Raw genomic sequence first — 13,592 nt, 5'->3', positions numbered from 1 at the left:
TAAATGTAATTATGAATAAGTTAGTTTTATTTTTTGGTGTGTTGTTAGGAGTTTGTCTTTGCTCTTGTAGTAGTAATAAGACTGCTTCTAACACCGAAGAGTTGGATACCGTTTGGAACGAAAAGGTACAGAATTCCTTCTATGATTTGAAGTTGGGAACTCCAACAAGTGTAGAACAAATAGTTAATTCTTTAGAAAAACATGGATTCTATTTTATCAAAGAATATAGTACTGATGAATCATTGCATTTTAGTTTTCGCGAAAGCCAATATTTTACATTTGGTGGGCTTTCATGGGAAATGTTAGATATATACAGAAAAGGTGATGTACTACAAGCAGTTTCTTTTAGTAATTGCAGTCTTGATAAAGCAGAATCTATTCAAGACTACAACAATATAAAGAATGCAATAGAGAATAAGTATTTACCAACATCAGTTCAACCAAAGGATACAACAACTTATGAACAAACTCTTTATTTCGGAAGGAATAACGTCAGAGCAGTGGTTTCTTGCTACAGATACGAGACAGTGACAAAGAAAATAATGATTGGTACGGCATTATCGTATTCACAGAAAAATATAAAACCAGCTAATGACGAACTATAATGTAGTTTTGCGAAAACCGAAAACAAAAGCAGCCCATGAAGAAGTCACGAAAAACCATCAAGCGAATAGCATATTGTTTCCTTGCTATAGCTATTCTCTTGAACCTCATTTGGAACTCAATCACATGCCTCAATGTCGAACCTGCATGTGAGTACATTACCTCCCATGCACTTGAAGAAAGTCATGGGAGGGCAGCTTGGCACGTTTTGGGAGCATTGAATGCTGGAGGCAAGGATATGATTCTTGTACCAGCTTGGGCGTATAAGTACTACTTGTATATCTCGGATTTCGACTATGTGGAAGATTATACGCACTACATTCCTGAGAAAGGTGACATTGTAGTCTTCCCTATGACATGGAAGCATCCCTTAGGTCACATTGCCATTTGGAATGGAAAGCATTGGGTATCTGACTACAAACAGAAAAGCATCTACATTGATGAGGACTATAAAGGTGTGAAATACATTGTCTATCGAAATGTGTTTAAATAATGATGAAGAAGATACTATAGTGGGAAACTTCACAAGCAAAGGAATAGACACTTTGCATGTGGAAGAAGTAATGCCGATTCTTTTGATTACCACAACATCAAATACTTAATGGTATCTTCAAACAATTATATACCTGTAATCGAACTTTATGGTATTTTTCAAGCTCCGCTAAAATTGGTAAATGAGGGGAGCCTTGGACAGGAACGGAACCTACGAAGTGGTTACCTACAAACTCGGTACAATAGCCAATGGCGACAAGACTGAAGCAATTATTGGGAGTATTCTTGAATATCTTTGCACAAAAGTAGAAAGAAAAGTGAACATGGTAAAATGTTTAACATATCTTTTGAAGAGTTTCTTGTTCTTTCGGAAAATTATCCTTATATTTGCAGAACAATATAAAAAGGTGTAAAAATATGGTAGAGAATCAATCAACGAACATTCGAAAATATCCCAAGCGCATCCCTTACGGCATGATGAACTTCAAAGCCGTCATCGAGGATGACTGCTATTATGTCGACAAGACTCCATTCGTGGAGAAAATTGAAAGAGCCAACAAGTTCTTCTTCTACATCCGCCCTCGCCGATTCGGCAAGAGCCTTACTCTCTCCATGCTTGAGCATTACTACGATATCAATCGAGCAAACATCTTCGACAAGCTCTTCGGGTATCTCTACATCGGTCAACATCCCACACCCGAGCACAACAAATATCTTGTCATCAAGCTCAACTTTGCAATAGTAAATGCAGAACTAAATGACTATAAAAAGGGATTAGACGACCATTGTCGCATAGCCTTTAATTTTTTCTGCGATGTATATGCGCAATATTTACCGAAAGGCATCAAAGAAGGTATGAACCAACTGGATGGTGCGGTCAAGCAACTGAACTTTCTGTGCCGTGAATGCGAGAAGACCAATGCCAAGGTGTTCCTCTTCATCGACGAGTACGACCATTTCACCAACAAGATTCTTGCTGAGCCCAACTGTCTGGACAAATATCGCAAAGAGACTCATGGCGAGGGATACTTGCGCACTTTCTTCGACACGATCAAGGCAGGTACAGATTCTACCATCGCCCGTGTATTTGTGACAGGAGTCAGCCCTGTCACATTAGACGACCTGACCAGTGGATTCAACATCGGCACCAACTACACTCTGAGTGCCCAATTCAATGAACTGACGGGATTCACGGAGAAAGAAGTGCGTGACATGCTCGAATACTACTCCACCCAATACGAGTTCAACCATACCATCGATGAGTTGATAACCATCATGAAGCCATGGTACGACAACTATTGCTTTGCACTCAAGAAGTACGGCAAAGTGACGATGTACAACTCCAACATGGTGCTTTACTTCATCGACAATTATGTGAACAATGATTGTGAGGTGCCCGACCACATGATAGACGAAAACATCCGTACCGACTACAACAAGCTCCGCATGCTCATCCGCAGAGACAAGGAATTTGCCCACGATGCCTCTATCATCCAGCAACTGGTGCAGCAAGGTTACATCACAGGCGAACTCAAGTCGGGATTTCCTGCCGAGCTGATAGGCAATCCCGACAATTTCGTCAGCCTATTGTTTTACTTCGGAATGGTCACCATCGACGGAACATACAAAGGAAAGACCAAATTTATTATTCCAAACGAGGTTGTGCGCGAGCAGCTATTTACTTATCTGCTCGATACCTACAAAGAAAACGACCTCTCATTCGACAGCTACGAAAAGAATGAGTTGGCAAGCAATCTTGCTTATGATGGCAAATGGAAGGCATACTTCCAGTACATTGCCGACAGCCTGCATAAATACGCCTCCCAACGAGACCATCAGAAAGGGGAGTATTTTGTGCATGGCTTCACGCTTGCCATGACTTGCCAAAATCAGTACTATCGTCCTATCTCCGAAAAAGATACTCAGGAAGGATATGCTGACATCTTCCTATGTCCGCTGCTCGACATCTATAGCGACATGACCCACTCTTATATTGTGGAACTCAAGTACGCCAAATCGAAAGATACTGACGCACACATCCAACAGCTTTTCAAAGAAGCCGAGGTTCAAGTGAACCGCTACGCTCAAAGCGAAGTGGTCACTTCCGCCGTGAAGACCACCCAACTTCACAAGATTGTCGTCATTTACAGAGGTACTGAGATGGTGGTGTGCGAAGAAGTAACCAACAATCAGTAACTCCCGCTCACGCCTCTCTCTTCACCCACACCTTGTGGCTGTGACGACCGTGCGAGCAGATGGGCGACTGAGGGTCGTCGACAATCTGTTTCAGGTCAGTGGAGGCTACCGTACGACTCATATTGTTGAGCTGGGCATAGTCGTCAAGGCTGATAAAGCCATTCTTCTCTATCACTTGCAAGGCTCGGGCAATGCGCTCTTCACGGGTGTAATTGCTTTTCAACACTCGTTTCACACCACCCATATCCCGCTCTAAATACTGGTCAGTCTCAAGCTTCACTTCCTTGACAAACTCGGGCGCAGCCTTATAGTTGACATCCTTCACGCCCACCCTTCGATAAATCATCTTGTCGTCCTCATCTCGCATCTCGGCAGGCTTGTCGTCCTTAAACTCTAACGAGAGCGAATAATGACCCAGATTGCCTAAGTTGACATTATATCCCATGGAGAGCATTCTCACCAGCATGTCCTCGACATCTATCAGCACAGCCTCTACCATACTGGGCGACGTGCCCCGATGATAATCATGCATCATCTCGACAAACTCCTTGCGCGACAGGGTACGGTTGATTATCATCTTGGGATACACCCTTCGCTTACCATCATGATGCACGTCCGGCATCTCTTGCAACTTGTACTTAGCCATATTTTTATTCCTTTCTATTGATATTTGTTATTATAATGGGTTAAAATTGTTTCTGACCACGCAATAAAGTTATATTCTAAACTATCGAACTTATGTTCTAAACTTTGGAACTTGTGTTCTAAACTATCGAACTTATGTTCTAAACTTAAGAACATAGATTATACAAAGGCAAAGATACAATTTATTAAGGAATAAAACAAATTTTATCCTAAGTTTGTTACTTTTTCTCCGCAAATATGACATTCGCTCCTCATCATTCGATAAAATGCCGCCCATGGGTACATTTTGCACAACTTTCTTGCTGCTTTGGAAAATTATCATTATTTTTGCACTATGATTACCATATATGGGATAAATCAAACAACAACATAAAAAAGACATGATTAAAACAATGATCTTAGCCGCTGCCACACTTACGATGAGTGGCACTATGGCTAATGCACAAACAATGATTGAGAAGAACAACATCAAGGTGGAGAACCACCTGATGACGCCTGAGGCTCTATGGGCCATGGGGCGAATTGGTGGTGCCGAGGCTTCGCCCAACGGCAAGCAAATCGTGTACCAAGTAGGTTACTACAGCGTCAAGGAGAACAAGGGTCACCAGATGCTCTTCATCATGGACGCCAATGGAAAGAACCAGAAGGCCCTCACCACTGATGCCAAGAGCGAGAGTGATGCCACATGGATTGCTGACGGAAAGAAAATCGCCTTTATCCGCGACGGACAGCTCTGGAGCATGAACCCTGACGGAACTGACCGCAAACAGCTCACCCATGACAAGGCCGGTATCGAGGGATTCCGTTTCTCACCAGACGGCAAGAAGGTTATCCTCATCAAGGAACTGCCCTACCACGGCACCATCAAGGAAAATCCATCCGACCTTCCCCTGGCTACAGGCCGACTCGTTACCGATATGAACTATCGCCACTGGGACCACTACGTGGAGAGCATCCTTCATCCTTTTGTAGCTGAGGTGGCTGAAGACGGAACCGTCAATGAGGGAGAAGACATCCTGAAGGGCGAGCCTTACGAGTGCCCTATGGCACCATTTGGTGGTATCGAGCAGCTGGCTTGGAGCCCAGACTCTAAGACCATTGCCTATACTTGTCGCAAGAAGGAGGGATTGCAGTATGCCATCTCTACCGACTCTGATATCTATCTATATAATATAGGTACGCGCGAGACGAAGAACCTTTGCAAGGAAGCCGGCTACGTGGAGCCTAAGGTAGATGCTACCAAGAGCATGAAGCACCAGGCTGTCAATGCTCCGGAAAACTTGAAGAACAATCCTGGCTACGACACCAATCCTCAGTTCTCTGCCGACGGCAAGTATATAGCATGGCAAAGCATGGCACGAGACGGATACGAGAGCGACCGCAACCGACTCTGCATATACGATCTCGCCACTGGCAAGAAGAATTATGTAACAGAGAAGTTCGACTCAAATGTAGAGGGATTCACATGGAACAAGGACAACAAGAGTCTTACCTTTATAGGCGTATGGCACGGAACATTGAACCTTTACCAGACCAACTTCAAGGGTGAGGTAAAACAAATCACCAACGACTGGGCTGACTATGGAAGCGTTTCGCTTGCCAATAACGGCAACAAGATTCTCGCCACACGTGCAAGCATGAGCCATCCTACCGACATCTATATGGTGACACCTGGCAAGAACGCAAAGACCACCAAGGTGGAACAGATAACACGTGAGAACGACCACATCCTGAATCAGTTGAACTTAGGCAAGTGCGAACAGCGCTGGGTGAAGACCACCGATGGCAAACAGATGTTGGTATGGATCATGTTGCCTGCCAACTTTGATGCCAGCAAAAAGTATCCTACCCTCCTCTTCTGCGAAGGCGGACCTCAGAGTCCAGTCAGCCAGTTCTGGAGCTATCGTTGGAACATCCAGATCATGGCAGCCAATGGCTATGTCGTAGTATTACCTAACCGTCGCGGTCTGCCAGGTTTCGGAAGCGAATGGAACGAGGAAGTATCAGGCGACTGGACAGGCCAGTGTATGAACGACTATCTTTCTGCCATCGACGATGCTACAGCCAACCTGCCTTATGTAGACAAAGACCGCCTGGGTTGCGTAGGCGCAAGCTTCGGAGGTTTCTCTGTATATTATCTGGCTGGTCATCACGACAAGCGCTTCAAGGCTTTCCTTGCTCACGATGGAGCTTTCAACCTGGAGAGCATGTATACTGATACTGAGGAGGTTTGGTTCTCCAACTGGGAGTACGATGATGCTTACTGGAACAAAGACCGGACTGTCAACGCCAAGAAGACATACGAGAACAGCCCTCACAAGTTTGTAGACAAGTGGGACACTCCTATCCTCTGCATTCATGGCGAGAAAGACTATCGCATCAATGCAAACCAAGGCATGGGAGCCTTCAATGCGGCTCGTTTGCGTGGTATTCCTGCCGAGCTGCTCATCTTCCCAGACGAGAATCATTGGGTATTGAAACCACAGAACGGAATTCTATGGCAGCGTACCTTCTTCGGCTGGTTGGACAAATGGCTGAAGAAATAACACATAATAAATATAATGTAAGCAAAAAGAGGGTGCGTCACAGACTTATGACACACCCTCTTTTTACTTACAAATTGAAGTTTCGCATGTTCGGAAGTTATAGTAGTTAAAGAAGTTATCACTCGTTATAATCAATGATGCTTCCATAAATAATTATTGCTTAGAAATTCTATACCCAAACAAAAACAATGAATATGTAGCAACAACTTCCCCAAAAAGAGAATGATATAACCTGTGCTATTACATTTTTAAGTAGGTCAATATGCCAAAAACGAAATAGCAACTAAGTCCTATGACTCCTATCAATATTACCAAGGTATTCCATAGTATCACCCTATAATCACTCTGTTCTCGATAAGTTGCAATCAACACTTTTGCCGAACGAACTACTGAAAATATAATGACTATGGCTACACAAAGGAAACCTATCAGTCCTATAAAATATCCAAACATAATTTCAAATTTACATAAAATAACAATGCGAGAATTCACCTACACAAATAATTACACCAATCGGACCTATAACTTTCTTTGCTACAGTTTTAAAAGCACGTTTCATCATTGCAACCGACCATGTCTTTAAATTTGATTGAGTCAAACCATAAAAGATATCAACGCCAAGTGCTTTAATTGCACAATTTCCCGCCTTATTCCAATTTATAGTAGGATAAGCCTTAGCTGATGTTACAAAAGGCAAAGGATTATTCAAAAAAGAACTCATTATTTCCATTTGAGAGTTCTCCTTATTTTCCTTTTCTGTTAGAGCTAAAACGAAACTAACCAACTCTGTTTCATCAGCATTGTTTTCCTTCAACATATCCTCTATATCCTTTTCCGAAAAACCTTTAGATAAAAGATATATTTTACTCTTTTCAACAAGAGGATACAATTGTTCTTTAGCAACTGTCTCTGACAAATAAATTGAATCTCTAACATTTTCATTCTTTTCTAAAGTAAACTCCGCTGCTGTATGATGAGACAAACGCAACATATCTTCCAAAGTATTCAACTCCTTCACGTCCTTTCTGTAGTACTCAGGAGTATCATTAGGAAAATCAATATAAACAACCTTAAGTTCTTTTTTATTACCTACTAAAGATAAACTTTTCTTTCGTTTTCATAAATATCAACTACTATTTTTGAAGACATCAATGTAGGAATACTTTGCTTCAATGAAGACATAAACTAATTAGAAACCTTCACTTCTTCAGCAATTGTTTTTTCTTGACAAGATCCAAGTAATAAAGAAAATAAAATTACAAACAAATTAATAACACTAAAAAATACAAATACTTTAATTCTTTTCATACTTACTTTTTATTAAACCACGATATTTATAATTAACTCAAAAATTTGCTTGCAAAATTATAAGAATTAAAAGAAAAGATAAAATAATAGAGTGTACAAATAGTGTACAAATGCAAAACGAGCGGATGTACACAAATGTACATCCGCTCGTTTTCAATGACTTACAAAGATTGAACAATATTATCCCATTCTGCAGGTGTTCCCTTTTTCTTGAAGGTCTTCTCATACATTCGCCTTCTTGAGGCAGATATTGCCTCCTTGGTACGATGTGTAAACTTGGCAATATGAACAGGCGAGACACCTAATTTTAGCAACATACAAATTTTAAGTTCTTGATTGGTAACTTCACAAAAACTATTTAGATTTTTGCCAAATCCTTCATATACCTCATTGAGCAATCCATGGATTTCTTTCCATTGTTCTTCTGATAACCTAAAAGAATTGTCCTTTATTTCACTTAAAACAAGTTGATATATTGCAGAATTTTTTATTTTTTCTTGCTCTGTTTTTATACTCTCATAAGTTTTGACCGCCTGCTTATCTTTAAGCGTTTCATATTTATCTAATTTTAGCTCCAACATTTTTTGCCGTTGGCGCATATATTTAGTATTAAGGTTAAAATAAAAGATACAATATACCAAAACCAAGAAAAACATACCCAAAAGTAAGTCTGCATCATCTATGTCTGGTGGAAAACCAACAGAACATAATGATAATATTACATCCTTACTTTCTACTAATGTATGTATCCCTTTGTTAAAATCCAAAGATAGGCACCATATAATTCCTATCATACCTAACAAAGAAACAACAAGATTCCATATAACTGCCCTAAAGTCAGTAGCGTCTTTGAATAATCTAATGATATTGCGTATAAAATTAACGATTGCAACTATTGCAGTAATTGCAACTATCAAAAATCCTAAAGCTTTTAAAAGCACATACATGATTCTTATTATTTTAGTTATGATTCTATGAATCTAAAAACATAAGTGCAAAAGCAACGTATTCATACTTATGCTTTTGCACTTACCAGTCTTCATGAGAAAAAATTAGCTATATTAGCTCACGCGATTCAACTTCTTGATGATTGAGAAGATGAAGAGAGCTGCGAGCAAGCAGATAACCATCAAGGTTCCCCAAACTACAGGCAATGGCATATCCCACATATGACCAGGGATAGAAACCAACTTGTTACCAAGAGCTGTGGCCACGAACCAGCCACCCATAATCATACCCTTGTACTTTGGAGGCGCAACCTTGGAAACAAAAGAAATTCCGATAGGTGAAAGCAACAACTCGGCGAAAGTCAGGATGAGATATGTGCTGACAAGCAAGTTAGGTGTTACATTTGCCACATGATTAGGATGATCGGTAGCAGGAAGACCTAAGCTCGACATCGTCATCAACAGATAAGCACCAGCTGCAACAAGCATACCCAAACCTATTTTAACAGGAGCCTTAGGTTCCTTGCCTATGCGACCCAACCAACCGAAGAGTGCAATACTTACAGGAGTAAGAGCCACAACAAAACATGGGTTGAACTGCTGGAAGATAGGAGCATCAATAGCCACAGTCTCGTCACCGCTTGTAAAATAGGTATAAACCAAAATGACTGCAGGAACAACTATCAAGGCAAGATTCACCAGTTTGCTCTTGCCTGTTGCATCTTTAGGAGCAGTCAGTAAACCACAGATACCGAATACCATAAGAATGCACCATACCAAATTCAGCACATTAAACATCATACCAGTAGCACCAGTAGCCTCACGCGCAGTAAACTCGTCGGCAAACCATGTCAAGGTAAGACCATTCTGATGGAAAGCCATCCAGAAGAAAATAACCACTGCAAACACAAGGCAGAGGCAGATGATGCGCTCCTTGGTCTCGGCAGGGCTCATCTCCTCAACAGCCTCATCCTTGTTACCATCCTTCTTCTTGTCGGCTGACAATACTTGCTGATAAGTCTTCTTACCCAAGAAATAAATCAGGATAGAAACGATAACAGACACGCAAGCCACAGCAAAAGCAAAGTGATAAGAGTCGGCCTTAGAATAACCCAAGTTGTTCTGAGCCCATGACATAATGGTTGTAGCCGCTGTTGGAGCAAACAAAGCGCCAATATTGATAGCCATATAGAAGAGCGAGAAACCTGAATCACGCTGGTTGGCATACTTAGGATCATTATAGAGGTCGCCCACCATTACCTGCAGGTTACCCTTGAAGAAGCCTGTACCCAAACTGACAAGCAACAGGGCTGCACCCATAGCAGCAACAGCTACTGCTCCTCCACCCAATGGGATAGAGAGGAAGAAATAACCCAAGAACATGATAAGGATACCTACGATCACCATCTTGTTGTACCCCCACTTGTCGGCAGCCATACCACCAAAAAGAGGCAAGAAATAAACTGCAGTGAGGAACCAGGTATAAATCTCAGATGCAGTACCTGCATCGAAACCGAAGTTCTCACCCAAGAACAAAGCGAAGACAGCAAGCATGGTATAGTAACCGAATCGCTCGCCTGTATTCGCCAAAGCTAAAGTCCACAGACCTTTTGGTTGATTCTCAAACATAATTATTTTTTAGTTTTATTTATAATGATTCTTTCGATTCAAGTTTTTTACATAATGGTTGCAAAGTTACACATTTTCTTTGAATATACAAACAATATGCATTAAAAAGCGCCATCATTATATCGTTCATCAACCTTTTGAGCATACAAAAAGCAGGAAAACAGAGCCTACATCTTTCTTAAAGTAGCTAAAAAACACATGGTTATGCAAACTTTTTCTCTTTAAAAGCTAATTATATTGTATTTTTTTTGTAACTTTGCAACCCGAATTCAAGGAATAGCGATTTTCCTACGTATCATTAGAACAAAAACATCAAGGTAAAAAGAAGATTTATGAGACAACTTAAGATCAGTAAAAGTATTACCAACCGCTCCAGTGAAGCACTCGACAAATATCTGGTAGAGATTGGTCGTGAACCTATGGTCTCTATCGATGAAGAGATAGAACTTGCCCAGAAAATACGCAAGGGAGGCCGTGAGGGAGAGCGTGCCAAGGAGAAATTGGTAAAAGCCAATCTTCGATTTGTTGTATCTGTTGCCAAGCAATACCAACATCAGGGTCTGGGTCTTACCGACTTGATTGATGAGGGTAATATCGGTTTGGTGAAGGCTGCAGAGAAGTTTGATGAGACTCGTGGTTTTAAGTTTATCTCCTACGCAGTATGGTGGATTCGTCAAAGCATTCTGCAGGCTATCGCTGAGCAGAGCCGTATTGTTCGCCTTCCCCTCAACCAAGTTGGTGCTCTGAGTAAGATCCAGGCAGAAATCAGCAAGTTCGAACAGGAGAACCAGCGCAAGCCATCGGTAACAGAATTGAGCCAGATTACCAAGATGGAGGAAACCAAAATCGACCAGACCATCAAGGCCGACAACCATCATATGAGTATTGATGCTCCATTCGGTAGTGATGATGACGACAATGCAATGGTTGACGTAATGGCATCGGGCGATGACAGCCGAACAGACAAGCATGTTGATTTCGAGTCTATGAGCCAGGAGTTGCAGCGCGTTCTCAGCACCGTTCTCAAGGAGCGTGAACGCAAGATCCTCTGCTACTGCTATGGTATTGGATGCCACGAAAAGGGTCTGGAGGAAATAGGAAGCGAATTCAATCTTACTCGTGAGCGTGTACGCCAGATACGCGAGAAAAGTATCATCAAATTACGCGACAGTGGCAAGATCAAGATCTTGATGAAATATCTTGGGTAATTTAAGTGAAGAGTGAAGAATTCAATAGTTGATTATTTATATACAACTCAACTTTCGCAAGTTTGTAATATTGAATGAGAAAGGGCAATCAGATTGGGATGAACCAACTGATTGCCCTTTTTTACTTCGTTGCTATGACAACTTTGTTTTATCTGATTTTTCTCTCGTCTTCAAACCCTATTGAAGAAAAGCAAGAGAATTCTTTACTCTTTGTTCTTTACTCTTCACTATGTCAAGAAGTTTCCATCCTTGTCAATCAATCCAGAAACACCATCCTTCACAGCCTCGAAGTATGGATATTCGTCACGTAGGCAAATCTCATCATAAAGGAAGTCGGCTACTACCGTATCCTTGCCATCAGGCATCACGAGTCCCATTTTACCATCTTTCTCTGCTATGACAGGCATGATCGTCAGATCGTCGTTATAGATATAACAGGTACGCAAGAAATCGTAAACGGGCGAAAGCAGCATATTGCCCTCGTGGTCTTTCATTCCGAACTTACCATCCTGCTCTATCACCTCGTGATACTGTATGTACTTTGCCTTGATGCGATGATAATAAAACACCATCTTTCGCTTGTCGTTGACAAAATCAAGCATGTACTGAAATGTATCACAATAGTTGGCCACCGAACGGACTAAAATCATCTTGAGATCCAGACCGTCCAACGCCTTGCGATTCAAATCTATATACTTGGCAATAGCCTTTTCTTTCTCGGGAACTGAAAGACTTGCCAGTTTTTCCTCGAACTTGATCATTGCCTGTTTGGTGCCCGACATACCTTTGATATAGCGGTGAATCTGGCGTCCCATCTCGGCACAGATAAACTTGTCTATCTCCTGCTGCTCTATAGGATCAGCATACTCTTTAATTAAAGATTCTGGTGTAGCGTTCATGGTTGTTTCCTTTCTTTTTTAGAATTATACTTTCAAAGATTCGGAAGAACAAAGAGCAAACGAATTCTTCACTCTTCGTTCTTCACTCTTCACTTCATTTATTTCTTCACATTAGGCTGCTGCAGGCCATAGCCCTTGCGCTTGTCTTCCAACAAGAGGAGGAAGGAGATGACGATGGCAATCACGCCAAAGCCAGCAAATATGGTCATCGTCTCAGTATAGTCGATAACACCATTTGCACCCGTGTTTGCCTGGTTCACCTTACCAATCCATACTGGAATAAGAGCCAGTCCGATATTCTGAATATAGAAAATAAGTGCGTATGCAGTTCCTAAGAGTTTCATTGGAATGATCTTTGGCACGGATGGCCACATGGCTGAAGGCACCAATCCGAAGGCAATGCCCAGGATGAGCATCATCACGATGGCAAGCACCCATGAATTGAGCGGCAGGGCAAAGACTACGTGTACCAGCGTAAGGAGGCAACTGCCGATAATCATCAGCGTGGCTCCCTTGCCATACTTATCGTATATACTACCAAAGAACGGTGTAAGGAAGATGGTACCGAATGGCAACATCGCAGGAATCAGACCTGCCACATTAGCATCAACACCATATTTGAAAATCATCAACTTGGTAGCAAACTTCAGGAATGGGAATACACCTGCATAGAACATCAGGCAAAGGAATGCCACATACCAGAAACCTGTAGTCTTGAAAAGACGCCCCAAGTCTGAAAACTTGAAACCTTCTTCTGGCTCAGTAGCAACAGCTGCAGCTGAAGCATCCTCCTTCTTGTCCATCACGCAATAAACCAAATAGACCAAGACTCCGGCACAAAGCAAAGCTGCACCCAAAGCAACAGAAGCAGACACACCGCCCATTGCCTTGGCAAAAGGAAGGGAGAAGCCTAAGGCAGCAGCTGTTCCCAAACGAGCCGTAGCCACCTGCACTCCCATAGCCAGAGCCAACTCATGACCCGTAAACCATTTCACAATGCAGGGCAAACGCATCAAACTTTTTACCTTTTAACATATAGATATTAATGTTGTATCTTATTGAATATTAACTATTTATATTTGCTTATACCAAAAATATTTTGTATCTTTGTAAAGAATA

The 13,592-nt window shown here is 41.7% G+C and carries 10 protein-coding genes and 1 pseudogene; 5 read left to right on the top strand and 6 right to left on the bottom strand.

The genetic code is table 11. The features are described from left to right. Window positions 1–11: 11 nt before the first annotated feature. The 3 genes from P3T48_RS11865 (at window position 12) to P3T48_RS11855 (ending at window position 3,291) form a co-directional block, all read left to right on the top strand. Window positions 12–605, top strand: a complete 594-nt coding sequence (locus P3T48_RS11865; protein ID WP_276506835.1) for a hypothetical protein — start codon at window positions 12–14, stop codon at window positions 603–605. 35 nt (window positions 606–640) lie between these two features. Beyond that, window positions 641–1,096, top strand: a complete 456-nt coding sequence (locus P3T48_RS11860; RefSeq protein WP_276506834.1) for a CHAP domain-containing protein — start codon at window positions 641–643, stop codon at window positions 1,094–1,096. A gap of 440 nt (window positions 1,097–1,536) precedes the next feature. Further along, window positions 1,537–3,291 carry a PD-(D/E)XK nuclease domain-containing ATP-binding protein gene (locus P3T48_RS11855; RefSeq protein WP_443217195.1) on the top strand — a complete coding sequence of 585 codons (1,755 nt, stop codon included), beginning with the start codon at window positions 1,537–1,539 and terminating at the stop codon, window positions 3,289–3,291. 7 nt (window positions 3,292–3,298) lie between these two features. On the opposite strand, the gene P3T48_RS11850 is transcribed toward P3T48_RS11855, so the two are convergent. After that, complete coding sequence (locus P3T48_RS11850) at window positions 3,299–3,937, bottom strand: HU family DNA-binding protein (RefSeq protein ID WP_276506832.1); 639 nt, start codon at window positions 3,935–3,937, stop codon at window positions 3,299–3,301. A gap of 379 nt (window positions 3,938–4,316) precedes the next feature. Here P3T48_RS11850 and dpp5 point away from each other — a divergent pair, with 379 nt between their 5' ends. Then, window positions 4,317–6,482 (top strand): dipeptidyl-peptidase Dpp5, encoded by a 2,166-nt coding sequence (gene dpp5 / locus P3T48_RS11845; protein WP_276506831.1) that lies wholly within the window; start codon window positions 4,317–4,319, stop codon window positions 6,480–6,482. A gap of 463 nt (window positions 6,483–6,945) precedes the next feature. On the opposite strand, the gene P3T48_RS11840 is transcribed toward dpp5, so the two are convergent. From P3T48_RS11840 to P3T48_RS11830, 3 genes are all read right to left on the bottom strand, one after another. Then, window positions 6,946–7,500 (bottom strand): hypothetical protein, encoded by a 555-nt coding sequence (locus P3T48_RS11840; protein ID WP_276506830.1) that lies wholly within the window; start codon window positions 7,498–7,500, stop codon window positions 6,946–6,948. Between the two features lie 451 nt (window positions 7,501–7,951). Next, window positions 7,952–8,737, bottom strand: coding sequence for a hypothetical protein (locus tag P3T48_RS11835; protein ID WP_276506829.1), 786 nt, complete (start codon window positions 8,735–8,737; stop codon window positions 7,952–7,954). A 114-nt stretch (window positions 8,738–8,851) separates the two neighbouring features. Continuing rightward, complete coding sequence (locus tag P3T48_RS11830) at window positions 8,852–10,366, bottom strand: peptide MFS transporter (RefSeq protein ID WP_276506828.1); 1,515 nt, start codon at window positions 10,364–10,366, stop codon at window positions 8,852–8,854. A 332-nt stretch (window positions 10,367–10,698) separates the two neighbouring features. Here P3T48_RS11830 and P3T48_RS11825 point away from each other — a divergent pair, with 332 nt between their 5' ends. Next, a complete protein-coding gene (locus P3T48_RS11825; protein ID WP_022251900.1) occupies window positions 10,699–11,574 on the top strand; it encodes a sigma-70 family RNA polymerase sigma factor in 876 nt (291 codons plus the stop codon). A 227-nt stretch (window positions 11,575–11,801) separates the two neighbouring features. Here P3T48_RS11825 and P3T48_RS11820 read toward each other — a convergent pair whose 3' ends face one another. Both P3T48_RS11820 and P3T48_RS11815 read right to left on the bottom strand, forming a co-directional pair. Next, window positions 11,802–12,473, bottom strand: coding sequence for a hypothetical protein (locus P3T48_RS11820; protein ID WP_276506827.1), 672 nt, complete (start codon window positions 12,471–12,473; stop codon window positions 11,802–11,804). 98 nt (window positions 12,474–12,571) lie between these two features. Further along, window positions 12,572–13,471 (bottom strand): annotated as a pseudogene (locus P3T48_RS11815) (MFS transporter); the annotation flags it as partial. Between the last annotated feature and the right edge of the window lie 121 nt (window positions 13,472–13,592).

The sequence above is a fragment of the Segatella intestinalis genome (genome assembly GCF_029348455.1).
Lineage (GTDB): Bacteria > Bacteroidota > Bacteroidia > Bacteroidales > Bacteroidaceae > Prevotella.
The sequence above is the reverse complement of the archived record's forward strand: the minus strand, read 5'-3'. Positions and strand labels throughout refer to the sequence as shown.